Here is a 25,188-nt window from a genome sequence, read left to right on the forward strand (position 1 = left end):
TAAAAAGTACAGGCTACCAAGTGCCTGTACCTAATGCCTGTCCTATAAAATCATAGCGCATTGCTGAACGAGAAAATTTGATTGGACATGTCAACTGCGCTTGAGTCTCTGTGGAATGTTCATGCAGTGGAACATGGGCTACCCAATGCCGTTGTTGCGCCAAATCTGAATGCAAAGCTTCATCTAACGTTAAAACAGGTTCTACACAGACATCTTGAGCCGAAAACAGTTGCTGCCACTCTAACAATGAGCGGGTTTTAATTTTTTCCTGTAGAGCGTGCTTAAGCTCAACACGATCTTCCGCAAGGAGCGAAGTTCCTTTCTCTAATAAAAGTGGCAACTCTAACAACTGAGCCAAACCCGACATAAATTGTGGCTCTAAACTGCCAATTGACAGATAACGTCCATCTTGCGTTTCATAGTAATCATAAAAGCTAGCGCCATTCAGTATTCCAGATTCTGGCTCTTGTGTGATATTTCCTGCCAATGCGGCGGCAGCGGCCATACTATTTAACGCTACCGCACAATCGGTCATGGAAATATCAATATATTGTCCTTTTCCACTCTGATGACGCTCAATCACAGCCGTTAAAATGCCGATCACGGCATGTAAAGAACCCCCTGCAATATCTGCAACTTGAATACCTAATGGCGGTGGTCCACTCTGAGTACGACCACTATGCCCCGCAATTCCCGATAAAGCTAAATAGTTAATGTCATGCCCCGCCTTATCTTTATAACTCCCTGTTTGGCCATAGCCAGTAATGGAACAATAAATCAGTCGCGGATTAATTTCTGCTAAAGTGGCATAGTCCAATCCCAGTCGTTGCATGACACCCGGGCGAAATTGCTCTACGACTATATCGTATTGGCTAATCTTTTCCTTAATCGTTGCAATGTTCTGTGGATCTTTTAAATCCAGAGCCACGGATTGTTTATTGCGATTCAAATAAAGATGTGCGGTCGCCTGTCCATGTGCATAAGGTGGAAAAAGACGAATCAAGTCGGGTCGTGTTGGAGATTCCACATGAGTCACTTCCGCACCCATATCTGCTAAATATAAAGTGGCAAATGGACCGGGTAACAATGTTGAAAAATCCAGTACTTTCAATCCCTGTAAAGCATGTTGCATGTTATTTTTACTCTTGAACTCTTGTATTTTCATGTATCTTAGAAATATAAAATCAACAAAACAATGTCATGTTCAGCCATTTACCTTGATCATTTCGGCAATTTACCATGTAGAAAGGCAAATTTCCCTATTGTAAATTGCCTATAAAAACTTTTTTAGCGTCATTTAGGTCATACGCAAGTGAATACAAAAGAGACTGAAGGATTTAACATGAGCCGCGATACAATTAGTATCCACTTTGTCAATGCGGCTTTGACTGGCGTAAAACGCCTCGGCATGGATGTCGAAACCTTACTTTCGCACGTCGGAATTGAAGCCGAACTGCTACGTCAGCCTAAAGCTCGAATTTCTCCAGAACAATACACACGTTTTGTGAAAATGTTATGGATGGTGACTCAGGATGAACATATAGGTTTTGATACTCAGCCGCGTCGTTTGGGTACGTTTGCCATTATGTGCCAACTGATCATCCATGCGAAAACCTTAGGTGATGCGCTCGAACTATCAACTCAGTTTTATAAATTGTTTGGTGATGAATGGTGTGTTTCGCTCGAACGTGATAAGCATGAAGCTCGCTTAGTCCCACTCATTCCAACTGAGATGGATCCAAATCATTTCATTACCGAAAGTATGTTGATGATTTGGCATGGCTTGGCATCTTGGCTTATTGAACGTCGCCTCCCTTTAGAGCGCGTACATTTTGGTTACCCGCGCCCTGCCCATGCAGATGAATATGATGCCCTGTTTTTCGCACCCGTGATGCAATTTGACATGCCACGTACTGAAATCACCTTTGCGGCGGATTATTTAGATTTACCAATTCGTCAAAATGAAGAAACCTTAGAAGAATTCTTAAAAGCAGCGCCTGCACAGCTATTGGTTAAATTTAAAAACACCAATTCTCTCACCTCTCGTATTCGTGAAGTGTTGAAGAGTCAAATTGGTGAAGAAATGCCAACGCTGAATGATGTAGCATCAATGTTATATCTTTCACCGCAAACTTTACGTCGTCGTTTGGCTGCGGAAGGTAAAAGCTATCAAGGTGTGAAGGATGCGCTACGTCGTGATGCTGCAATTCACTTACTCCTCAATCCAAACCTCACATTGGAAGATGTTGCACAACAGGTTGGTTTCAGTGAAACCAGCACATTCCATCGTGCATTTAAGAAATGGACAGGCGTAACCCCAGGGTTATACCGTCAATTACATGGTTACCTTTAAACCATAATTATTGAATAGACAGTTTTAATATGAAGCTGTCTATTCTTTACCTAACCACTGTGCTATGCCCTTGGGATAGACAGGATACTGACCTGAGACCAATAAGTGTGTATTAACCCACTCAGCGATATAAGTTGAACCATTTGTCTCGCACCCCTTTATTTCTACTTGGCTATACAAAGTTTTATCAAAAAATTCAGCCTCATAAACAAAAACGATTTCATGCCCTGCTTGAGCATCAAAAGTAAATAAATTTTCAAGAACACCTAACAGTTTTGTATGAATAATCTGCTGATTTATTTCCTCTAAAACTTCTCGTTTAACTGCTTCTAAGGAAGTTTCTCCAAATTCAATAGTGCCTCCTATCGGCCTAAAATAATTTTCATTTTTGCTGGGGTCATGTCCATGAGAAAGCAGAACTTTATCTTGATATCGAAAAATACAAAGTGCCTTTGCTGGAATATGCATCGTTAAACGCTCTTAATTTTCTGTAAAAATTCTGCGGCTTGTTTCGGTGAAGTTAGACGAATAAATTGAATATGTTGATAAGCGGGATTCTGCATCATCATTTGATATTTTCTTTTATTTCTAGGATATTGCTGAATCAGCCAAATAAAAATCGATTGTTTAGAAAACAATAGCTTTAAACTCTCTCGATTATTAGAGTTTTTCCATAATTTTCTTTGGCTCATAAGATTGAATAAACTCCGTTTCGTTAAGTGAAAAAAATTTCTAGAAAAGGAGTAATCCAACCAAACTATGGTATCTATTTTCACCAATTTCAACGACATAGTACGAGTATAATTACCATCTAATACCCAACCACTCGCAGTACTATCCATTTTGTTTTTTAATTTTTCGAAAAACACCTCATCCGTTGGCTCTTGCCAATTATCGAGCCAAAATAAATCATCCATTTCAATATAAGCTAAATCTAATTTCTGTGCTAACTGTCGGGCAAACTTCGATTTTCCTGAGCCAGTCGTACCAATAATATTAATAAATTTCATTTAAATAGATTATTTTTTATGGTTGCATAGTTTACTGATCAAGCTCCACCTTGATCAAGTTCATATTTCCACACATCAATTGACCAAAATGATCATGCTGCCTATGCCAGTCTAGTCATTGCACTCGCTATTAAAACCAGTACACTCAAAACACAAATAAATTTTAAGCAATAAAAAAGGAACTGTTATGAGCGAGGCTTATATTATTGATGCCATTCGCACCCCACGCGGAAAAGGAAAAAAAGACGGCTCTCTTTATGAAGTAAAACCAATTACCTTACTCACCACTTTATTAAATGAATTACAGCAGCGCCATCAACTCGATACATCGAAAGTCGACGACATTGTTTTGGGCTGCGTAACGCCTATTGGTGATCAAGGCGGTGACATTGCCAAAACCGCAGCGATTGCAGCTGGCTGGAATGATGATGTTGCTGGAGTTCAAATCAATCGTTTTTGTGCTTCAGGCTTAGAAGCAGTCAACATGGCAGCAATGAAAGTTCGTTCTGGTTGGGAAGATTTAGTGGTTGCTGGTGGCGTTGAATCAATGTCACGCATTCCAATGGGTTCTGATGGCGGGCCGTGGGCTTTAGACCCAGAAACAAACCTTAAGTCATCATTTGTCCCACAAGGTATTGGGGCCGACCTCATTGCAACCTTAGATGGCTATAGCCGTGAAGATGTTGATAATTTCGCTGTAAAATCACAGCAAAAAGCGGCGACGGCTCAATCAAATGGTTATTTCGACCAATCAGTCGTACCAGTCAAAGATCACGCAGGTGTGGTGATTTTAGAGAAAGATGAATTTATTAAAGGCAATACCACACTCGAAGGCCTAGCAAAGCTCAACCCAAGTTTTGAAATGATGGGCCAAATGGGCTTTGATGCAGTCGCTTTACAAAAATATCCAGAAGCACAAAAAATCACTCATGTTCACCATGCGGGTAACTCATCAGGCATTGTCGATGGAGCAGCTCTCGTTTTACTGGCTTCGGAAAAAGCAGTGAAAGAACAAAATTTAAAACCACGCGCTAAAGTTTTGGCGACTGCATTAGTCGGTACTGACCCAACCATTATGCTGACTGGCCCTGCGCCTGCCGCACGTAAAGCCTTGGAAAAAGCTGGCCTCACGATTGATGATATTGACCTATTTGAAGTCAATGAAGCATTCGCGGCTGTCGTGATGCGTTTTATTAATGAGCTCAACGTCCCTGCTGAAAAAGTCAACGTAAATGGCGGTGCGATTGCTTTAGGCCATCCGCTAGGAGCAACAGGTGCCATGATTTTGGGCACACTACTTGATGAGCTTGAACGACAAGATAAAAAGCGTGGTTTAGCGACGCTCTGTGTTGGCGGTGGGATGGGTATTGCCACCATTATTGAACGCGTATAAAAATTAGGGATATAAAAGATGAGTGCAATTCAATACGAAAAAAATGCCGACAATATTGTCATTTTAACGCTTGATTCAACTGGTCAATCTGCGAACACCATGAATGCCGAGTTCCGTGACTCGCTCGATGAGGCAACTCAGAAACTTAAAGCAGAAACAGAACTTTCAGGTGTTATTTTCCGCTCAGCTAAAAAAACTTTTTTTGCAGGCGGTGACCTAGATGAGCTGATTCAAGTTCAGCCTGAACATGCAACTGAGTTTTTCAATATGGTTGAAAAGCTAAAAGGTCATTTACGCACAATTGAAACGCTAGGCATTCCAGTCGTTGCAGCATTAAATGGCACTGCACTTGGCGGCGGTTGGGAAATCGCATTAAGTTGCCATCACCGTATTGCAATTAATGACTCGAAAAGCAAATTTGGCCTACCAGAAGTCACTTTAGGTTTGTTACCAGGCGGCGGCGGTATTGTACGTATGGTACGCCTACTTGGGCTTCAAAATGCGTTTCCATTTTTAATGGAAGGCAAACAGTTCGGTGTCGATAAAGCAAAATCTTTAGGCTTAATTCATGACACAGCTGAAAATGAACAAGAGCTTTTAGATAAAGCAATTGCTTGGGTAAAAGCGAATCCAAAATCTCAACAGCCTTTTGATGTGAAAGGTTATAAAATTCCAGGTGGTGACCCAAAAACTCCAGCAGTTGCACAAGTTCTTGCGATTGCACCAGCCATGTTAAGAGATAAAACCAAAGGTTGTTACCCTGCCCCTGAAGCGATTATGGCTGCCGCAGTTGAAGGTGCTCAAGTCGATGTCGATACTGCACTGCGTATTGAGTCCCGCTACTTTACTCAGCTTACAACAGGTCAAATTTCTAAAAATATGATCGGCACTTTCTGGCATGGTCTAAATGCAATTAAGTTTGGTGCGAGCCGCCCTGCCGACGTTGCAAAATGGCAAGCCACTAAAGTTGGTGTGTTGGGTGCGGGCATGATGGGTGCGGGCATTGCTTATTCAACAGCCATTAAAGGTATTCCAGTTGTCCTTAAAGATGTCTCAGTTGAAAATGCGGAGAAAGGCAAAGCATATTCACAAAAGCTTCTTGATAAACGTGTTTCACAAGGCCGCATGACCGCAGAAAAACGTGATCAGGTTTTATCTCTGATTACGGCTACAACGTCAGCTCAAGATCTTCAAGGCTGTGATTTAATTATTGAAGCGGTATTTGAAAATCAAGAACTCAAAGCGAAAGTCACTCAAGAAGCCGAACAATACTTAGCGCCTAATGGCGTAATGGCATCAAATACATCAACCCTGCCAATTACAGGTTTAGCTCAAGCAAGTAAGGATGATAAAGCTTTTATCGGTCTGCATTTCTTTAGCCCTGTCGACAAAATGCAGTTGGTCGAGATTATTAAAGGTAAAAACACCTCTGCAGAGACACTTGCTAAAGCCTACGATTTTGTACAACAAATTGGCAAAACTCCGATTGTTGTGAATGACAGCCGTGGTTTCTTTACCAGTCGTGTATTTGGTACGTTCATTCAAGAAGGTATGCGCTTGCTTGCCGAAGGTGTCCACCCAACGCGTATTGAAATGGCTGCACTGAAAGCTGGTATGCCAGTTGGCCCCCTCGCTATTCAAGATGAAGTATCTTTAACATTAAGCGAACATGTTGCTAGTGAAGCACGCAAAGCTCTACAAGCCGAAGGAAAAGATTTACCCAAAACTTCTGTAGATGAAGTGGTTCACACCATGATTCATGAGTTAAACCGTAAAGGTAAAGCTGCTGGAGCTGGTTTTTATGAATATCCAGAAAATGGCAAAAAGCATCTATGGGAAGGCTTAAACCGTTGGAAAAAAGATCATGATATTTCTGAACAAGATATGATTGATCGCATTCTGTTTGTACAGGCCTTAGATACTTTACGTTGTTATGAAGAAGGCGTATTGGAGTCTGTAATTGATGCCAATGTCGGTTCTATCTTTGGGATTGGTTATGCACCTTGGACTGGGGGAGCGATCCAATTCCTAAATCAGTATGGTATTGATAAAGCAGAAAAACGCGCAGAAGAATTAGCTGCCAAATATGGTGAACGTTTTAATCCACCACAAAGTTTAAGAGATAAAGCTCAACGCAACGAACTTATTCAATAATTCTTCTATCGATAAACGCTGGTTTGGGAACCCTCTTCCAAATCAGCTACATCTCATAAGCTAAAATAAGAACAATTAAGCTTTTTATAAAATTTGGTCTGTATCCACTCTATTTTATGTTATAAAGTTACATAATTTTAAAAGTTTCTTTTTATCCATTGGGTTATTTGTTATGTCAGACAATACTTCTCCTGAAAAATCCCCATGGGGTTGGAAGGCCCTGATTATTGCCACAATTTTAAGTATTATTTTTCTGGTTGTTTTTTATTTAGCGATGCAGCATGAACCTGACTATATGCCAGGTAAGCAACGCGAAGCTCGTGCGGCCCAAGCCAGCAGTGCACCAGTAGAACACCAGATGGACATGAGTGCCGAAGAACACAATATGACGGCTGAAGAACATGCTGCCATGACGGAGTCCTCAGCATCTACAGCTCATCACGGACATTGAGCAATAAAAAGCCATCTCTCAGAAGATGGCTTTTTTATGCCTGAAATTTAGGATTTTTAGCCCTGTGCAAGCAAAGACATCTGCATATCAATATGTGGAATGCCACAATCCATATACGCTTCTCCACAGACTTGAAAGCCTAAAGCTTGGTAAAAAGACATTGCATGCACTTGAGAAGAAAGTTGCAGTAAAGGACGTTGTTGGATCTGTGCTTGCTGGATAATCTCTTGCATCAAAAGCTTGCCAATCCCTTGTCCACGATACGATGCCAATACTGCTACACGACCGATACTGTGATTTGGCAATAAACGTGCCGTCGCAATCGCTTGTTCCCCATCAAATACTACAAAATGCTGTGAAACCTCATCCTGTGTATCCCACTCGTCGGCCGCAGCAATCTGCTGTTCCTGAATAAACACCTGTTCACGGATCGGTTTTGCATCTGACTGCAATTCAGCCCAAGTCCCTGTCCGAATCTGTAGTGTCATATCTCTGTCCTATTTATTTAGCTCAATATACTTAGCATTTCGAACCAATATCTTGTTGATCCCATTGATTATTTAACAGCAACTCCAAGGAGTGTTTTTGAATGCCATACATATTTTTTAAAGCCTCAATTTGCGCCAATACCGCAGTATCAGGTGCAATAAAATCGGCACGTTTGGTGGCTAAGATCATTTTATTTTTGCTGGTATGTTCTAAAGCAACAAATTCAAAGACTTTAGCTTCATAACCATAGGCTTTTAACAGCAATGCACGAATAGTATCTGTCAGCATTTCTGCCTGTTGTCCCGCGTGAATACCAAAGTGCAACATCGGCTTCAATACTTCTGGACTTTTTAGTTGAGGACGTAATTCCTTATGGCAGCACGGCGCGCACATAATCATCTGCGCATTTAAGCGAATCCCTGTATGAATGGCAAAATCGGTTGCCACATCACAAGCATGCAGTGCAATCATCACATCTAAACGCTCAGGCTGATAAGTTCGGACGTCACCTTGGAAAAAATCCAGTTGGTTAAAGCCTGAAGCCTCTGCCACATGTTGACAGAACTGCACCATCTTTTCATTCAACTCAACGCCTGTTACAAATGGAACCTGCTGTTGCTTCGCCAAATAATCATATAAGGCAAAGGTCAAATAACCTTTCCCCGAACCAAAATCAACCACATGCAACGCTTGATCTTGATTGGGAAGTTGCATCAAAGCCCCTGAAAAAATTTCCACGAATTTATTAATCTGTTTCCATTTACGCGCCATGCTTGGAATAATCTGGCTTTGAGCATCGGTAATGCCTAAATGCTGCAAAAATACACTTTCTTGCTCCACAAAACGATGTTTGCTTCGATCATGTGCTTGGGTTGCCCGAGCTTCATTTTTTGCCGTTGCTGTTTTCTGAGTAATGGTTAGTAAATCTTTTTTCTTGTTGCGCTTGAGTTGTACATCTTGAGTCGATGCAAACAAATTGCCCTGCTTACAACAGGCCAAATGTTCCGCAATGATTTGCATAGCATCTGAGATTGGGTAATTTTTAGTGACATCTTGAGTTTTATGCCGGTATAAAACATTCAAGACAGGTTGCTGTTGTAGTTCAATCAGGCGGAAAGTCATTTTTTCTAACTGTTGCATTTCCCCCTTGTATTGGCTCAAGATTAAACGCTCAAAACTTTGTGTTTCAAGTGCTTGCTGCACAGCATCGAGAAACTGTTGTTCCTGAGCAGAAGGAGAAGTCGAGTCAGACATACAATAAACCTAATCAAATTTGCGACTAAATTTTAAAGCGTCTTACACGAAAAGCAAAATTGAATTACTATACATTTGTATTTTTAATAAAAAGCAGCCGCTATGACCGCTCCCCATACGCAAGATTATCATCCAACCGAAGAGCAGTTTAATGTGTGGAGCCATGCGCTCGGTGCAATCCTTGCCTGTATCGGCACTATACTGTTGGTAATTAAGGGGGCATCATTAAGTACGGGACAATGGATTGGTCTTTGGGTCTATGGTTTCAGTATGATTCTGCTGTTTACGGGTTCCACGCTGTATCACATGGCGCAGACCTACGAAAAACGTTTTTGGCTAAAAAAACTCGATCACACCGCCATTTATTATTTGATTGCTGGGACTTATACCCCTTTTCTCTCGATTGCAATTCCAACCGAAAAAGCCCACAACTTACTGATTGCACTTTGGGTGATTGCATTGCTTGGAACACTTTTCAAGTTAATCTTCATTCATCGTTTCCAGAAAGTTTCGTTAATTGCCTACTTGGTTATGGGCTGGCTTGCTGTGTTATTAGTCAATGATATGCAACGTTATTTATCTTCAGACGCGCTCTTTTGGCTGGTTTTTGGGGGGCTGGCTTATACAGTCGGAGCATTGTTTTATGCATTAAAACGGGTAAGATATACCCATGCGATCTGGCATGTATTTGTACTGATAGGCGCTGGATCACACTTCCTCGCGATCTATCTGTACGTGATTTAATCGGCTTCTCTCGAGTTTTAGTGACCCTAAAAGAGTAGATGTGAGTTCGATTTTCCGTTGTTTTTTTAAGAAATTACGCCTTTTTTAAAAAGATTACGCTTTTAAAACTAAGTTCTTTTAATTTTAGTAAGTGTAAGGTTATCCATGGCGTCATCAACTACAGCTACAGTAGAAGTAGCAACTAATTCAAAATTTCGTGTACTTACCGCTAGTCTGGTAGGTACCACTATCGAGTTCTTCGATTTTTATATTTACGCGACTGCTGCGGTCATTATTTTTCCACATCTGTTCTTCCCTGCAAGTACAGATCCGATGACCGCCACTATTCAGTCACTGGCGACCTTTGCCATTGCCTTTATTGCACGTCCAATTGGTGCAGCCCTGTTTGGTCATTTAGGTGACCGGATTGGACGAAAAGCCACCTTGGTTGCAGCACTACTCACCATGGGAATTTCTACGGTCTGTATCGGCTTATTACCCACCTATGCCCAAATTGGTATTGTCGCTCCATTGCTCTTAGCCCTTTGCCGTTTGGGGCAAGGTCTTGGTTTAGGCGGTGAATGGTCGGGTGCAGTATTATTGGCAACAGAAAATGCCCCTGAAGGCAAGCGTGCATGGTATGGCATGTTCCCACAGTTGGGTGCACCAATCGGTTTTATCTTAGCAACAGGTTCATTCTTGACCCTCGGTGCATTGATGTCTGAACAAGACTTTATGCAATGGGGCTGGCGTATTCCATTTATTGCCAGTGCTATTTTGGTAATTGTAGGTCTATGGATTCGTCTTAAATTGCACGAAACGCCAGCTTTCCAAAAGGTGTTGGATAAGCAAAAAGAAGTCAACGTGCCTTTTAAAGAAGTCATGACCAAACATTTGCCAATGTTGGTTCTAGGGACTATTGCAGCGATATGTACTTTTGTCGTGTTCTATCTAACAACCGTATTTGCACTTAACTGGGGAACCACAAAACTTGGCTATTCACGCGCTGAATTCTTAGAATTACAATTGATTGCAACACTTTGTTTTGCTGCTTTTATTCCACTTTCTGCGGTTTTGGCAGAAAAATTTGGACGTAAAACCACGTCTATTGCCGTCTGCGTACTTTCAGCCTTATTTGGTTTAGTTTTCTCAAGCATGCTCGAATCTGGCAATACCTTTGTCGTGTTCTTATTCTTGTGTATAGGTTTAGCCATTATGGGCTTAACTTATGGCCCAATTGGGACTGTGTTGTCTGAGATTTTCCCAACTTCTGTGCGCTATACAGGCTCTGCTTTAACCTTTAACTTAGCGGGTATTTTCGGTGCTTCTTTTGCGCCACTGATTGCCACTAAACTCGCAACAACTTATGGATTATATGCTGTGGGTTACTACCTCACGGCGGCTTCTATTCTTTCATTGCTGGCATTCCTTGCTATTCGTGAAACTAAAAATGATGATGTAAATAATCAAGTTTAATCACAATTACACCCGATAAAATCTTAAAATGATGAAAAGCCCTCAATCCTTACAAAGTTTGAGGGCTTTTTTATGCGAATACAGAGATGACTTCTAAAATCTTAAATTAAACCAATTCAATAATATCAATGGTGGGTGGAACGCGAAATCGAAATGGAACACCGACCATTCCAGTACCGACTGTCACAAACACATCAGCATGTTCATGGTTATACAGTCCTCGTTTATGTCCGAGAATAGAGACTTTTTTCATCACATAATCAGTTAACCATGGTAATTCCACTTGTCCACCATGGGTATGCCCCGACAACATCAAAGGACGATTCGGAAGTTTGGGTACCATATCAACTGTATCTGGGTTGTGAGAGAGAATGACCCACGGTTTGTCTTGGGGTAAATCTGGCAGATAACGCATATCGGCTTTTCCTGCCCACAAATCTCCAACGCCAATGAGGCGAAATTCTTCAAATTCGACAATCTGCCCCTCAATATCAATGACATCATTCACACTGAGTGCATGGCTCAATAAAGCCTGTATCGGCGGACCAGGATATTGCTCATCATGATTTCCATATACAGAATAAACAGGAGCTTGAATTTTTTTTAAGGGCGCCAATTCATCAGCCAAAGTATCTTCTGGTTCATATGTCCAATCCCCTGCCACCACCACCAAATCTGGCTGCTGCTGATTGATTTTCTCGACTATAATTTTGAGTTGTCGTTCATGTCCTGAAAACAAACCGATATGTAAATCAGCCACCAAGGCTATTTTCACAGGCTTTTGAATGCGACTTCCAGCATCCAACTGATATCGTGTGGTTTTGACTTGAACACAATGTGGCTCTACAAAGCGTGCATAAAGTAAAATGATACTCAGCAAGAATACAAACCCTGCTTCATGTAACGAATAATAGCCACTCCAGCCAGCATAAAGACTAAATACAGCCAAAGGCCAGAGTAAATAAGACAAATAAAACGCAAGTAAATGCACAAATGCTTTAAATGGATGGATCGTTTCTGTATGCGACTGGCTATGCCATGCCTGTGCAATTGCCCAAAATGCAATCAACACGAAACTTCCATAAAAAACGTAAATCATTGAGTCTGTTGTCAATATCATTACTCACTATACCAATTACTAATTCTCTATTTTTATTTATCTTTTCATAGCTGACAATTATACTCAAACCAAATCTAGCGATCATAATAGTGTGATGAGTATAATAGACCCGAACAATCACGTCGTGCAGCGTCAGATGTCTGTCGTTAAAAAGAAGACCTCATCCAAGGCAGTAATTTTACTTTGTAGCAGTTTATTATTCGGTTTGCCTGCTTGCTCGACTCTCCCCCAATATACGCCACAACCTGTAGTCAATTCATTTGATATTGACACTTCTCATACATCATTAGCCAAAATTATTGATCCACTCCGTGAACAAAATCCGAATTTAACTGGTTTTCATGTCCTGAATGATCCCTTGGAGGCTTTGGCTGCACGGATTCACTTAATCGAACGTGCCGAAAAAACCTTAGATTTACAATATTATATTTGGGACAACGATAAAATTGGTGCCATCGCTTTGCATGCGATTATTCAGGCGGCTGATCGTGGCGTCAAAGTTCGCATGCTCATAGATGACAATAATGCGGGCAAAATGGAAGGCATTTATTTAGCATTAGCACAGCACCGCAATATCGATGTCAAACTGTACAATCCTTATGGTTTCCGTAATTTCCGTGCGATGGATATCTTGCTGGATTTAAAACGTGTCAATCGACGCATGCACAATAAGAGCTTTATTGCCGACAATCAAATTGCGCTGATTGGCGGACGTAATATGAGTAATCAATATTATAATGTCAGTGATCATTATCAGTTTTCTGATGTAGATGTCATGTTGGTCGGCACAGCTACGGATGAAATTGCATCATCTTTTGATGAATACTGGAATGATGCTTATGCCTATCCGGTCAATCAAATTGTTGACCCACAAAAATACACCTTACGCTATGAAGGTTTAAAACAACAAGTCACCGAACACTATGCCGATACTGCGGTACAAAATTACCTCGATTTAGCCAATCGCTCACAAGCTTTTGAGCAATGGCTGGATCATAGTATTAAGTTTGACTGGGTCAAAGCCAAAGTCGTGAAAGATTCTCCCAACAAAACACGTGATAAAGCGACACCAGAAGATTACTTGAATCACCAACTCATTTCGTATTTAGAAACGCCAAACTCAAGTTTAGACATTGTTTCCGCTTATTTTGTTCCTGAAAAAAAAGGGGCAGATGTTCTCGAAAAAATTTCGCAAAAAGGGGTTCAGGTTCGAGTATTGACCAATTCCTTCATTGCCAATGACGTGGCTTTGGTACATGCCTTTTACGGAAAATATCGCCAAGACCTTTTAGAAAACGGCGTACAAATGTATGAGTTTCTGGCGGCCCCTGAACAAGAAAACTGGTATCGCAATACTGAAGAGCTTTCACAAAAAGCCAAAATTAGTTTAAGAGGGCTCAGCCACTCTAGCTTACATGCGAAAATGTTAGCGATTGATGAAAGCCAAGTGTTTATTGGTTCTTTTAATTTTGATCCACGTTCAGCATATCTCAATACCGAGATTGGGGTGATTTTAAATAGTCCGCCTTTGGCCAAAGCAGTACATGAAACCATGGACCAAAATCTGTCGAAATACGCCTATAAACTGGTTTTAGATGCCAATAATAAAATTAATTGGCAACTGACCCACCCTAATGGAAATGTTAAAACTTACACGACAGAACCTAAAATGAAGTGGTGGCACAAAGTAGGAGTTAAGTTTATTTCTTGGTTACCTGTAGAAGGCTTTATGTAAGACCCTTGTTTCCAACTGTGCTTAAATCAAAGCACGGTTGGATGTTGCGGGTACCGTATGTAACACTCGTTGATGTAACTGCGCTAGCCCCATGTTCATTTCACGTTGTACGGTTGCGGTTAAACTTTCAACCGTGTGTCCTTCAGTATCAATCATTGGTAAAGTTAACAAATGTGCAGTCACTTTCGGCATTTCCAACACATTTTTAATATGATCAACAAAGCTGGTTTCGCCAATAAACGGCGCCACCATATCTAACTCCCCTTGCTGATTCACATAACAAATTACGCAGACCTGAACAGGTCGCTGCGCTTCAATCGCTGCCCCCAAAATTCGGCCATGTACTTTTTTAATCCGTGTACCATCGGAAGTCGTTGCTTCAGGAAAAAACAACACAGGAATATCTTGTTTAAGAAAGTGGGCAATCTGTTCACGAATTTTGATTGAATCTCCCGAACCTCGTTTAATAAACAAAGTTCCACCCGCTTTAGCCAGTTTTCCAAATACAGGCCATTTTTCAATTTCAGCCTTAGCCAAAAAGAATACGCGCGCCCCAGAACCTAATACGGCAATATCGAGCCAAGAAATATGATTACTGACCCACAAAGCAGGTTCACGCGGAATCGCGCCATGCACTTCAACTTCAAGGTTGAACACCTTACATAATTGACGGCAAAAATACTGAACGTAGCGGGTATTATTGGCATTGTTCGGGTCTTTATACAAACCATGACGAGCAACCAGATAGAATCCTTCCGAAACCACACCTAAGCCTGCACTGAGCTTTCGACCATACAAGAACAGCTTGGAAATTGGATTCAATGAAGACGTTTGAGCAGCTGAATTTTCTTTCATATATTTTGACTAACCAGCAAAACCTTGTGAGTATTTGATGAACTTTGCTTCATTCTATACGGTTCATTCCCCACATGCATTGATTATAAAAACCGAATATGAACATTACAAAATCCAATTTTAATTCAAATGGCAACTTCATTATGATGGTTTTATAGCCATTAAAATGAATGGGTGTAACATATGCGAACTCATACACCACCTCAAAAATCCAAGTCATCTCATCACTGGTTACATACACTACAAGTGGTCATCGGCTTTAGTATTCTGTATTTTGCTGCCATCATTCTGTTTGCAAAATTATTCGCTGCCACGTTATAAAGCAACGAATCACAAGCATCTCGGCCCTTTTTCCACTAGAATAGAATTTTAAAGTGGAGAAATGGCTGAGTGGCAAATTTAAAACGACATCAAGGTGGTGAACGCATTATTCTGGTTAGCGTTTCTGTGCAAATGCTGGAAAATCTTGATGCCGAAGAATTCAATTTGCTGGCTCAATCGGCTGGTGCTGAAATCTTGGCACATATACACGCACAGCGGGTTAAACCCGATGCCAAACTTTTCATTGGCTCAGGCAAAGCCGAAGAAATTGCTGAACTTGTTGCAGAATATGAAGTCGACTTAGTCATTTTTGACCATGCATTAACGCCTGCACAAGCCCGTAATCTCGAATACATCCTCAAATGCCGAGTGGTCGATCGCAATGAATTAATTCTGGATATTTTCGCTCAGCGTGCGCGTACCTTTGAAGGTAAGCTACAAGTTGAATTGGCTCAATTACAACACCTCTCCTCTCGTTTAATTCGCAGTCGCGGAACCCTAGACAGTCAAAAAGGCGGGATCGGTTTACGTGGCCCTGGTGAAACCCTGCTCGAAACAGATCGTCGTCTTTTAAAAATTCGCATGGGGCAACTCAAAGCCAAACTCGATAAAGTTCGACAAACTCGTCTGCAAGGTCGTGTTGCACGCCAAAAAGCGGCTGTTCCAACCGTATCTTTAGTTGGCTATACCAATGCGGGAAAATCCACCCTCTTCAATGTTTTAGCCAATAGCGATGTTTATGCGGCTGACCAACTGTTTGCGACCTTAGATCCAACCTTACGCCGACTTTCATGGGAAGGCATTGGCACTGTAGTCTTGGCAGATACGGTTGGTTTTGTACGGAATCTTTCTCATTCTTTAGTCGAATCATTTAAAGCCACTTTAGAAGAAACACTAGAAGCCACCTTGTTACTTCATGTGATTGATTCAAGTAGTTCAGAAATGTTGGAACAAATTGAAGCAGTTGAAAAAGTACTCAAAGAGATTGGAGCCGATGTTCCTGTACTTCGGGTCTACAACAAAATTGACCAAAGCGCTGAAGATGCAAAAATTGTGTACAGCCAGCCTAACTGCCCTGAACGTGTTTATGTCTCAGCCCATACAGGACAAGGCATCGAGTTGTTACAACAAGCGGTACATGAATGTTTGATGGGACAAATTCAAAACTTCGATCTGACACTGAAACCCGCTTATGGAAAACTGCGTACCCAACTCTATACCCTCAATGTGATTCAATCCGAGCATTATGATGATGAAGGCAATCTACATCTGAACGTTAAAATTGCACCTGCAAAATTAGAACAACTGATTCGTCAGGCACATTTACCGCTCGATCAAATTCTCGGGGAGAAAGCAGCACTGTTTGAGAGAACGCTAGAGGAGTTTGAAATCAAATCCTAAATCGGTTAAAACGTGATAAGTAAAATTTTTTAGTGTAATGACAAATCATGGATTGGGTAAAAAGTATTGATTGGCCAGCATGGATGGGTACACTTTTTTTAATTATTGGGTTCCGTGAATGTGCGGTCTGGATCATGACGCAGTTCAATCATCCTGAATTGGGTAATTTGATTGGATTAATTAGCTTATTAGTACTGCTTTTGCTCTGGCGTAAGTTCCGCAAAGTCCCTGCCCGACTGGTCGATACCAATAATAAAATCATGAAAGAAAGCGCCTTTGCCTTTTTACCGATTAGTGCAGGCTCTTTACTTATGTTAGTTCATATGGGCAGTGAAATTCCGCTATTTGTAGTGGTTCTGGTGGTGAGTACGCTTATTCCACTCTGGGTTTACGCCAAAATGGCAAAGCGCTGGCTATAGGAAAAGCACATGTTCTCAATTCTATCTGGTTTTCTCATTACACTTATTGCCTATCTATGTGCCAAACCAATCAATAAAAAGATTCCACAAATTCCCGTGATTGTCATCGGGATGTTTTTTGTTATCGGTTTACTGTTTTTATTCGGCATTCCCTACGAATCCTATATGCAGCAAACCAATACCATCTTCAGTCACTTACTCGGCTATGTGACTGTCGCACTTGCCATTCCCTTAGCTGCCATGCGTTATGATGATTTACCTCCTAAAGCCATTATCAGTATTTTGGTTTTTGCAAGTATCAGCGCAGTTGCACTTCCTATGGGCTTGGCGTATTTGTTACATATGGCCGATTCAACCATCATGGCGTTCGCTACCCGCGCTGTAACTACCCCGATTGCCATCAATATTGCAACTTTATTGCACGCACCAGTCACGCTAGTGATTCTAATTGTCATTTTATCGGGTGTGATTGGTGCAGCATTTTCTCCACTCATCTTACGCCATATTAATGATGAACGTGCGTCAGGGCTAGCGCTAGGTCTTGCTGCACATGCCATTGGCACAGCTCAGGCTTGGCAACGAGGTAGTATTGCAGGACGCTATGCAGCATTTGGCATGGCCGTAAATGCCGTTTTCACTGCAATTTGGCTGCCAACTTTCATACTTTACCTGCAAAATATGTGACCAACAGAACATTCCAAATGGTTGTTTTGTACAGAAAACAACCCTAAGATAGATTTTGTTTAGTCGATTAAGTCAGCAAAAGGAATTTATGATGGGGAAAGCTAAATTTATCAGCGCACTTGTTCTATCTGCTTTTAGTAGCATGGCTTTTGCAGAAGATATTTCAGGAACATGGAAGAACATTGATGACAAAACTGGCTCTTCTAAAGCCGTTTTAGAAATTCGTCAGGAATCAAATGGTACCTATACAGCCAAAGTTGTAAAGGTAACACCACGCCCAGGTTATACACCTAAAGACACCTGTATAGATTGTCCTGCACCTTATACCAACAAGCCAATTTTGGGGATGGATGTACTCAAAGGTTTAAAGCATGAAGAAGGTTTAAATTATTCTGGTGGTAAAATTATTGACCCACTTTCAGGGAAAATTTACAGTACCAAAGCTAAAATGAGTGCTAACGGTAAACGTTTAACCTTACGTGGATATGTCGGTGTTTCTGCATTAGGTCGCAGCCAAACTTGGATTCGCCAAGAATAAGAAATCACACAAGATTAAACCGCCAAATAGGCGGTTTTTTTATGGCCAAACGAATCATATTCAAGTTTCAAGTAAATTGACTCCGTAGTTTACCAAATCTTAACATTTTCATCGGGATAAACGATAAAGTGGGCATCCATATCCCAGCGATATAACAATGTATAAGATTTTTACATTAATAGGGAATACATGAAAAAAATCATCTCTTTAAGCTTCTTCACAGGTTTAGTCATCGTAAGTACGGCTGCTCTAGCACAAGATATCTCAGGCACTTGGCAGCAAATTGACGATAAAACAGGTTCACCCAAGGCAGTGATTGAAATTCGTAAAGAATCCAATAATACCTATACGGGAAAGATCACCAAAATTACCCCCCGTCCAGGTTATACCCCACGTGAACGCTGCAACAATTGTCCTGCACCATACACCAATCAGCCAATCTTGGGGATGGAGATATTAAAGGGACTTAAACAAGTCGAGGGGACAAACAATTACGAAAAAGGACGTGTGATTGATCCTCTGTCTGGTAAGTTTTACGATGCGAAAATGAAGCTGAGTACAACAGGCAAACGCCTATCTTTGCGTGCCTATTTGGGTGTTTCCGCTTTAGGACGCAATCAAACTTGGTTAAGAATTGAATAAGCGCTTATTAAAAAATGGATTGGGCAGTTTCAGCTCAATCCAACATGATTTCCAACGCATTCTAAGCAAATAAAAAGCAATCATATATCCAATAAATAAACTATAAGTTCTCACTTGACCCGTTGTTTCCCTATTGTGCACATCCAACTTACCCACCATATTTTAATGAGAGAAACAACGTCAATTATTTCTAATGGACATAAAAAATAAAAGAAATGTCATTTTAATCACTTTTGGCTTTAATACTTTATAAGATACTGTTTTTTAATATATATACCACAAGAATATAGCAATATATGATGATCAGTTTGGAAATTCCCAAGCCATCATCGAAATACCTAAACAATATGACAATACTTCTGGTTAAGGTTCATTTCATTAAATGAATTAGCTATTCCACAAGCCCTTATACCATTTCACTAATCTTAAGGATGACTATTCTGAAGGGATTCAAAAATGTTCAAGGCTCATCTAGCTACAATTAGGGCCCTATAATTGATCCATTCAATGGCCAAATTTATGATGCCAAGATGAAACTCAATCCTTCAGGTATACGCTTATCATTGCGTGTCTATATGGGTTCATCTTCATCTATTTGGGGGTGTAGTCAGACTTTGGGAAGCATCTAACAAAGTCAAAAAAAGCCACGAAATCGTGGCTTTTTTTCAATTCATCACTGGATTATCGACTGCAAAAAGCTCTTGGTCTTCCAGACGATATGCCAATAATTGATTACCCCAGACACACCCGCCATCTACATTTTGAATATGCGGATTAATGGTTCGACCTTGTAAGGCTGCCCAATGACCAAAAATGACTTGATGGGTTTCTGCTGCTTTCGAATCAAATTCAAACCACGGCTGAAATCCTTCAGGCATTGGATCATCCAGTGCATCTTTAAAGCTAAATTCCAAGCGACCTTCTGCATTGGTCAAACGCATCCGCGTGAGATAGTTGGTAATGCAACGTAAGCGTGCATTTCCATTTAACTCATCCGACCATACATCAGGTTGCGTACCGTACATCTCTTGTAAAAAGGCATCCATCACAGCAAAGTCTTCATGACCAATGACTGCTTCGACCTCTTTCGCCAAAGTAGCCGTTTGTTCAGCAGTCCAAATACATGGAATACCCGCATGAGTCAAAATGGTCTGTTCATTCGGAAACAAGCAAAGCGGTTGCTTGCGTAACCAGTCAATCAAATCATCACTATCAATGGCATCAATTACATCTCGGGTACGGTCTTTATCTTTTACTGATTTCAAGCCGCGTGCACATGCCAAAAGCGTTAGGTCATGATTACCCAACACTGTCGCAGCAGAACCTCGTTCTACCAGTTTTTTAATAAATCGTAATGCCCCAATTGAGTTTTCTCCACGCGCAACCAAATCACCTGCAAACCAGATAAAGTCTTGATCGGGGTCAAACTGAATTGACTTCAATAAGGCCTTTAAGGCTTCAAAACAGCCTTGCACATCTCCAATGACATAATTATAACGTGGCATAATAATTACACCATTTGATCTGCTAGAGCCACGAATTGAGCCAAGCTTAATGTTTCAGGACGTGCCATTGGATCAACACCTGCTTGCTCAAAACCATCCTCACGTAACATGCCTTTTAAGCTATTACGTAAAGTTTTACGACGCTGAGTAAAAACATGCGATACCAAACGTGCCAGTGCCTTTTCATCTTTAGCAATAATCGGCTTGACTGCATACGGTTCTAAACGGAACACCGCAGAGGTCACTTTTGGTGGTGGGTTAAATGAACCTGGTGGTACTTCAAACAAGAAGGTTGGTTTGCAGAAATACTGAATCATTACCGACAAACGACCATACTCTTTGCTATTTGGCGAAGCCGTAATACGGTCAACCACTTCTTTTTGTAGCATAAAGTGCATGTCTTTAACTTTGTCACCAAATTCCAAGAGGTGAAACAAAAGTGGGGTCGAAATGTTATACGGCAAATTACCTACCACACGTAAAGGACGACCCTCTTGAAATAAGTTGGTGAAATCGTATTTCAGTGCATCAGTTTCAATAATGGTTAAACGTTCAGGATGTGGCACACGCCCTGGCAAACCTGCCGCCAAATCGCGGTCTAATTCTACAACCGTGAGTGCGTCACACTCGCCAATTAATGGAGAGGTTAATGCTGCCAAACCAGGACCAATTTCCACAATGTTATCACCTGAGCGCGGTCCAACTGAACGTACAATTTTGGCAATCACACGTTGGTCATGTAAGAAGTTTTGCCCAAAACGCTTACGCGTATGGTGCCCTTCATCTTTAGGGTTTAAGGCATTAATTTGATACATAAATTTTTCCAACGTGAGTTAATCACTAAACATTAGTGACGAGCTAATTCTAACGCTAAATCAACAGCGACCTGTAAGCTTGAGCTTTTCGCAAGACCTGTGCCTGCGAGGGAGAGAGCTGTGCCATGATCGACTGAGGTACGAATAAAGGGTAAGCCCAAAGTAATATTAATGGCTTCACCAAACCCCTGCGATTTTAACACAGGTAAGCCCTGATCGTGATACATCGCCAAAACGGCATCGGCATCTTTTAAATTTTCAGGGGTAAATAACGTGTCGGCAGGCAAACTCAGGCTCATATTGATGCCTTGAGCACGATAGCTTTCCAACACAGGATTAATCACCTCAATTTCTTCCATGCCCAAATAACCGTCCTCCCCTGCATGCGGATTTAGGCCGCACACTAAAATGTGGGGATGCTCTTTTTTGAATTTGCTTTTTAAATCATGAATTAAAATATCAATGACTTGATGTAATCGTTCTTTGGTAATCGCATCAGGGACAGCTCTTAAGGGTAAATGGGTTGTGGCAAGCGCAACACGCAAAGTTTTAGTTGCAAGCATCATCACCACACGATCAACACCAGCAAACTCTTGGTAGTATTCGGTATGTCCACTGAAATGAATTCCTGCCTCATTAATCACCGATTTTTGAACAGGTGCAGTCGCTACCCCGACACTTTTCCCAGACATTGCATACTCTGCTGAACGACGAAGTTGCTCTAAAACATAAGCTGAATTTTGAGGATTGAGCTCGCCTAAAACTACAGGTTGACTTAAAGCGACATGCTCCACATAAAGCTGACCGAGATGCGATGAATTTTCATGACCAGAATACTCAATCAGCTCAATAGCAAGACCTAAGCATTCTGCACGTGCACGCAATAAATTGAGATCCCCTAGGACTACAAGAGGACGCTCATCTATACGCCCTGCAAGGCTCAAGCAAATATCTGGACCAATTCCAGCAGGTTCACCACTAGTGATATACAAAGGAAGCATACTGAACTCAAAGAAAATGCACGTCACTCATTATACAACTTCTATTTCGAGATAGAGGAATAACAAAGCCTATCGCTGAAACTTGTCTATTCCAATTCTAATCATACGTTTAGCAATTGGCTGAAAACCTTGTTACAGGATTCGTTTGAATCTATAAAACCCATTAATAAATAATGGAAAACTATTTCACTATTTTTTTGTTCTTCTAAATATCCGAATCTCTACAGACACTCCATCCGCTTATTTATATTTTTATAAAAGAATAAACTTTGATCTCTTCCTTTATATAGGGAAATGCCTTAGAATACGGCTCTTGAAATTTTATATTTTCATTTGTGATTCTTAACGTATTCGTTTAGAATCGCGTCTCCTTTTGTTTGGACAGATTCCATAGTCCAAACCAACTATAATAGGTAGTGGTTTAATGAAAACTCTCAGCGCTAAGCCTGCTGAAGTTCAACACGACTGGTACGTTGTTGATGCTTCTGGCAAAACTTTAGGTCGCCTTGCGACTGAAATCGCTCGTCGTCTACGTGGTAAGCACAAGACTTCTTATACTCCTCACGTTGACACTGGCGACTATATCGTTGTAATCAATGCTGAAGAAATTCAAGTGACTGGTAAAAAAGCGCTTGATAAAAAATACTATCGCCACACTGGCTTCCCTGGTGGTATCCGTGAGACTAACTTTGAAAAGTTAATCGCTCACAAACCTGAAGCAGTTTTAGAAAAAGCTGTTAAAGGTATGTTACCAAAAGGTCCTCTTGGTTACGCAATGATCAAGAAAATGAAAGTGTATGCAGGTACAGAGCATCCACATGCTGCTCAACAGCCACAAGTTTTGGACATCTAAGGGATACAGCACATGGCTACTAATTATGGTACAGGTCGCCGTAAGACCGCAACTGCACGTGTTTTCTTGTCAGCTGGTACAGGCAAACTCGTAATTAACAACCGTACTCTTGAGCAATACTTCGGTCGTGAAACTGCTCGTATGGTTGTTCGTCAACCTTTAGAACTTCTTGAAGTTACTGAAAAGTATGACCTTTACATCACTGTTGCTGGTGGTGGTATCGGTGGTCAAGCTGGCGCTATCCGTCACGGTATTACTCGTGCATTGATCGCTTCTGACGAAACTTTAAAACCTGCTCTTCGTCAAGCTGGTTTCGTTACTCGTGATGCTCGTGAAGTTGAACGTAAGAAACTTGGTTTACGTAAAGCTCGTAAACGTCCTCAATTCTCTAAACGTTAATTCGTTTACCGAATCGGACCAAAAACCTCGGATTTTCCGAGGTTTTTTATTTTAAGCAAAGCTATAACGGCTTAGAACAATCCCCTCACTGCATCACTACCTATCAACTTCATTATTTCAGTAAATTGATGATTTTTATGAATGAGGGCATTACACCTTCCCTCACCTTTTAATCCAGCATTTATATCAGTCCATCATTTTAAAAAAGTCAGTACACATCCTTTGATGACATAGTGTTGTTTAATCCTACAATACTACAAACTCAAGATGAATGGTCAGAGCTATCCTCCTCCCTTGTATAATCGACTGTCTCATTCCCTACACTACGCCCCAAACACAATGGTGAGATAAGAGTATTTCATGTGTTTTCTATCTTTGAGTAGATTAGAAAATAAATCCATCCATAAGCAGCATATTATTCAGCTTGGCGTGCTTTCTAACGCTAATTTTAGTATTCTATATGATCAATCAAAATTTTTTGGACTTATGTCTTTAGAAAATCCTGCGACTCCCATTCAGGGAATTACACTTTATAGTCATGCTGATGATTTTCGCTCGCATTGGATTCGTTATGTGCTTGCCGAAAAACAAATTAAATTCAATCTCATCTTGGTAGATTACGATGATGAAGACCTCGCAAGTCTAAATCCTTATCATCAACTTCCTATGTTGATTGAAAATGATCTTAAATTATTTAATACCAACATCATTTCCGAATATTTAGATGACCGTTATCGTCAAAATAAATTATATGCTGATGCACCAGCGCCACGCGCTGAACAGCGGCAATATATTTGGCGTTTTGAGCAAGATTGGTTGAAGTTAGCTGATATTATGCTTCGTCATCCAGACAGCCTCAATAAAAATGATAGCGCAAAAGCACAGAAGCGATTGAGAGATACGCTGATTTCTCTTACACCATTGTTCCAACATTATCCATATTTTATGTCGGATAACTTTACAATTTTAGATTGTATGTTAGCACCCATTTTCTTACGCTTAGATTCTATGGGAATAGAGTTACCGCACAAATTGTGTCGCCCAATTCTTTTATACTGCCAACGCATTTTCCAACGCCCTGCATTCATCAAATCTTTGACATTGCAGGAAAAAAATCGTTACGGCAAGTTTTTATCTTCTCCACCGAGTAAACCATAATGTCTGAACAGGAAACTAACTTATCTCCTACCCGTCCGTATTTGGCTCGCGCTATTTATGAATGGATTTGTGATAACAATCTAACACCATACTTATTGGTCGATGCTACACAACCAAATACTATGGTCCCTGAACAATTCATTCAAGATGGGCAAATCGTCCTCAACATCGTACCGCATGCAGTACACCAACTACATATGAGTAACGATGCTATTACTTTCTCTGCACGTTTTGGTGGTGTATCTCGTGATATTTATGTGCCACTATATGCAGTATTAGGTATCTATGCGCGTGAAAATGGGCAAGGCTTATTTTTTGATCCAAATGAATATGAAAATGTTAAAATTCAGCAAGATGATTTAAAATCAGAACCTGAACAAAATCAAGAACAACCCAAGAAAAAGCCAAGCTTGAGGTTATTAGATTAAAACAAGAGGAA

Annotated in this window: 27 protein-coding genes; 17 read left to right on the forward strand and 10 right to left on the reverse strand. The window is 40.8% G+C overall.

What is annotated here, in order from left to right; genetic code table 11:
- Nucleotides 1–13: 13 nt before the first annotated feature.
- Nucleotides 14–1,132 (reverse strand): CaiB/BaiF CoA transferase family protein, encoded by a 1,119-nt coding sequence (locus I593_RS18435; RefSeq protein ID WP_016165385.1) that lies wholly within the window; start codon nucleotides 1,130–1,132, stop codon nucleotides 14–16.
- A gap of 210 nt (nucleotides 1,133–1,342) precedes the next feature.
- On the opposite strand from I593_RS18435, the gene I593_RS18440 reads away from it, so the two are divergent.
- A complete protein-coding gene (locus tag I593_RS18440; protein WP_016165386.1) occupies nucleotides 1,343–2,353 on the forward strand; it encodes an AraC family transcriptional regulator in 1,011 nt (336 codons plus the stop codon).
- A gap of 39 nt (nucleotides 2,354–2,392) precedes the next feature.
- Here the strand turns inward: I593_RS18440 and I593_RS18445 are convergent, their stop codons facing one another.
- Nucleotides 2,393–2,821 carry an NUDIX hydrolase gene (locus tag I593_RS18445; protein WP_016165387.1) on the reverse strand — a complete coding sequence of 143 codons (429 nt, stop codon included), beginning with the start codon at nucleotides 2,819–2,821 and terminating at the stop codon, nucleotides 2,393–2,395.
- 2 nt (nucleotides 2,822–2,823) lie between these two features.
- Nucleotides 2,824–3,363 carry a P-loop NTPase family protein gene (locus I593_RS18450; protein ID WP_016165388.1) on the reverse strand — a complete coding sequence of 180 codons (540 nt, stop codon included), beginning with the start codon at nucleotides 3,361–3,363 and terminating at the stop codon, nucleotides 2,824–2,826.
- Nucleotides 3,364–3,550: 187 nt separating this feature from the next.
- Here I593_RS18450 and I593_RS18455 point away from each other — a divergent pair, with 187 nt between their 5' ends.
- The 3 genes from I593_RS18455 to I593_RS18465 all read left to right on the forward strand — a co-directional run bounded on the left by I593_RS18455 (nucleotide 3,551) and on the right by I593_RS18465 (nucleotide 7,361).
- Nucleotides 3,551–4,756, forward strand: coding sequence for an acetyl-CoA C-acetyltransferase (locus tag I593_RS18455; protein WP_016165389.1), 1,206 nt, complete (start codon nucleotides 3,551–3,553; stop codon nucleotides 4,754–4,756).
- A gap of 18 nt (nucleotides 4,757–4,774) precedes the next feature.
- Entirely contained in the window at nucleotides 4,775–6,910 is a 2,136-nt protein-coding gene (locus tag I593_RS18460; RefSeq protein ID WP_016165390.1) for a 3-hydroxyacyl-CoA dehydrogenase NAD-binding domain-containing protein, read from the forward strand.
- Between the two features lie 172 nt (nucleotides 6,911–7,082).
- Nucleotides 7,083–7,361, forward strand: coding sequence for a hypothetical protein (locus I593_RS18465; RefSeq protein ID WP_016165391.1), 279 nt, complete (start codon nucleotides 7,083–7,085; stop codon nucleotides 7,359–7,361).
- A 56-nt stretch (nucleotides 7,362–7,417) separates the two neighbouring features.
- Here the strand turns inward: I593_RS18465 and I593_RS18470 are convergent, their stop codons facing one another.
- Both I593_RS18470 and I593_RS18475 read right to left on the reverse strand, forming a co-directional pair.
- Nucleotides 7,418–7,849, reverse strand: coding sequence for a GNAT family N-acetyltransferase (locus I593_RS18470; protein ID WP_016165392.1), 432 nt, complete (start codon nucleotides 7,847–7,849; stop codon nucleotides 7,418–7,420).
- A 31-nt stretch (nucleotides 7,850–7,880) separates the two neighbouring features.
- Nucleotides 7,881–9,104 (reverse strand): class I SAM-dependent methyltransferase, encoded by a 1,224-nt coding sequence (locus tag I593_RS18475; RefSeq protein WP_016165393.1) that lies wholly within the window; start codon nucleotides 9,102–9,104, stop codon nucleotides 7,881–7,883.
- 102 nt (nucleotides 9,105–9,206) lie between these two features.
- Between I593_RS18475 and trhA the strand changes: the two genes are divergently transcribed.
- A complete protein-coding gene (gene trhA, locus I593_RS18480; RefSeq protein WP_016165394.1) occupies nucleotides 9,207–9,848 on the forward strand; it encodes a PAQR family membrane homeostasis protein TrhA in 642 nt (213 codons plus the stop codon).
- 144 nt (nucleotides 9,849–9,992) lie between these two features.
- Complete coding sequence (locus tag I593_RS18485) at nucleotides 9,993–11,303, forward strand: MFS transporter (RefSeq protein ID WP_016165395.1); 1,311 nt, start codon at nucleotides 9,993–9,995, stop codon at nucleotides 11,301–11,303.
- 106 nt (nucleotides 11,304–11,409) lie between these two features.
- On the opposite strand, the gene I593_RS18490 is transcribed toward I593_RS18485, so the two are convergent.
- A complete protein-coding gene (locus tag I593_RS18490) occupies nucleotides 11,410–12,423 on the reverse strand; it encodes a metallophosphoesterase (RefSeq protein ID WP_016165396.1) in 1,014 nt (337 codons plus the stop codon).
- Between the two features lie 136 nt (nucleotides 12,424–12,559).
- Here I593_RS18490 and I593_RS18495 point away from each other — a divergent pair, with 136 nt between their 5' ends.
- The gene (locus tag I593_RS18495) at nucleotides 12,560–14,158 is read left to right on the forward strand and encodes a phospholipase D family protein (protein ID WP_026441064.1); all 1,599 of its coding nucleotides are present in this window, start codon (nucleotides 12,560–12,562) and stop codon (nucleotides 14,156–14,158) included.
- Between the two features lie 21 nt (nucleotides 14,159–14,179).
- Here I593_RS18495 and I593_RS18500 read toward each other — a convergent pair whose 3' ends face one another.
- Nucleotides 14,180–15,013: a lysophospholipid acyltransferase family protein gene (locus I593_RS18500; RefSeq protein WP_016165398.1), complete on the reverse strand. Its 834-nt coding sequence runs from the start codon at nucleotides 15,011–15,013 to the stop codon at nucleotides 14,180–14,182.
- 183 nt (nucleotides 15,014–15,196) lie between these two features.
- Between I593_RS18500 and I593_RS20505 the strand changes: the two genes are divergently transcribed.
- The 6 genes from I593_RS20505 to I593_RS18525 all read left to right on the forward strand — a co-directional run bounded on the left by I593_RS20505 (nucleotide 15,197) and on the right by I593_RS18525 (nucleotide 19,018).
- On the forward strand, nucleotides 15,197–15,334 hold the full coding sequence (locus tag I593_RS20505) for a hypothetical protein (protein ID WP_154653755.1): 138 nt from the start codon (nucleotides 15,197–15,199) through the stop codon (nucleotides 15,332–15,334).
- A 69-nt stretch (nucleotides 15,335–15,403) separates the two neighbouring features.
- A complete protein-coding gene (gene hflX, locus I593_RS18505; RefSeq protein WP_016165399.1) occupies nucleotides 15,404–16,735 on the forward strand; it encodes a ribosome rescue GTPase HflX in 1,332 nt (443 codons plus the stop codon).
- A gap of 47 nt (nucleotides 16,736–16,782) precedes the next feature.
- The gene (locus tag I593_RS18510) at nucleotides 16,783–17,154 is read left to right on the forward strand and encodes a hypothetical protein (RefSeq protein WP_016165400.1); all 372 of its coding nucleotides are present in this window, start codon (nucleotides 16,783–16,785) and stop codon (nucleotides 17,152–17,154) included.
- 9 nt (nucleotides 17,155–17,163) lie between these two features.
- Nucleotides 17,164–17,838: an LrgB family protein gene (locus I593_RS18515; RefSeq protein WP_016165401.1), complete on the forward strand. Its 675-nt coding sequence runs from the start codon at nucleotides 17,164–17,166 to the stop codon at nucleotides 17,836–17,838.
- A gap of 91 nt (nucleotides 17,839–17,929) precedes the next feature.
- Nucleotides 17,930–18,376: a DUF2147 domain-containing protein gene (locus tag I593_RS18520; protein ID WP_016165402.1), complete on the forward strand. Its 447-nt coding sequence runs from the start codon at nucleotides 17,930–17,932 to the stop codon at nucleotides 18,374–18,376.
- Nucleotides 18,377–18,565: 189 nt separating this feature from the next.
- Nucleotides 18,566–19,018 (forward strand): DUF2147 domain-containing protein, encoded by a 453-nt coding sequence (locus I593_RS18525; protein WP_016165403.1) that lies wholly within the window; start codon nucleotides 18,566–18,568, stop codon nucleotides 19,016–19,018.
- A gap of 665 nt (nucleotides 19,019–19,683) precedes the next feature.
- Here the strand turns inward: I593_RS18525 and I593_RS18530 are convergent.
- From I593_RS18530 to pdxA, 3 genes are read right to left on the reverse strand one after another with little or no spacing between them, the layout of a single operon-like run.
- Complete coding sequence (locus I593_RS18530; RefSeq protein WP_016165404.1) at nucleotides 19,684–20,523, reverse strand: symmetrical bis(5'-nucleosyl)-tetraphosphatase; 840 nt, start codon at nucleotides 20,521–20,523, stop codon at nucleotides 19,684–19,686.
- A 5-nt stretch (nucleotides 20,524–20,528) separates the two neighbouring features.
- Nucleotides 20,529–21,338, reverse strand: a complete 810-nt coding sequence (gene rsmA / locus I593_RS18535) for a 16S rRNA (adenine(1518)-N(6)/adenine(1519)-N(6))-dimethyltransferase RsmA (RefSeq protein WP_016165405.1) — start codon at nucleotides 21,336–21,338, stop codon at nucleotides 20,529–20,531.
- Nucleotides 21,339–21,370: 32 nt separating this feature from the next.
- Entirely contained in the window at nucleotides 21,371–22,339 is a 969-nt protein-coding gene (gene pdxA / locus I593_RS18540) for a 4-hydroxythreonine-4-phosphate dehydrogenase PdxA (RefSeq protein WP_016165406.1), read from the reverse strand.
- A 424-nt stretch (nucleotides 22,340–22,763) separates the two neighbouring features.
- Here pdxA and rplM point away from each other — a divergent pair, with 424 nt between their 5' ends.
- From rplM to I593_RS18560, 4 genes are all read left to right on the forward strand, one after another.
- Entirely contained in the window at nucleotides 22,764–23,192 is a 429-nt protein-coding gene (gene rplM, locus I593_RS18545; RefSeq protein WP_004695096.1) for a 50S ribosomal protein L13, read from the forward strand.
- Between the two features lie 12 nt (nucleotides 23,193–23,204).
- A complete protein-coding gene (gene rpsI / locus I593_RS18550; protein ID WP_004695095.1) occupies nucleotides 23,205–23,591 on the forward strand; it encodes a 30S ribosomal protein S9 in 387 nt (128 codons plus the stop codon).
- Between the two features lie 486 nt (nucleotides 23,592–24,077).
- Nucleotides 24,078–24,749, forward strand: coding sequence for a glutathione S-transferase N-terminal domain-containing protein (locus I593_RS18555; protein WP_026441063.1), 672 nt, complete (start codon nucleotides 24,078–24,080; stop codon nucleotides 24,747–24,749).
- Nucleotides 24,749–25,177, forward strand: a complete 429-nt coding sequence (locus tag I593_RS18560) for a ClpXP protease specificity-enhancing factor (RefSeq protein ID WP_016165408.1) — start codon at nucleotides 24,749–24,751, stop codon at nucleotides 25,175–25,177. Before I593_RS18555 ends, I593_RS18560 begins: the two co-directional genes overlap by 1 nt.
- Nucleotides 25,178–25,188: the final 11 nt, after the last annotated feature.

It is taken from the genome of Acinetobacter tandoii DSM 14970 = CIP 107469 (genome assembly GCF_000400735.1).
Lineage (GTDB): Bacteria > Pseudomonadota > Gammaproteobacteria > Pseudomonadales > Moraxellaceae > Acinetobacter > Acinetobacter tandoii.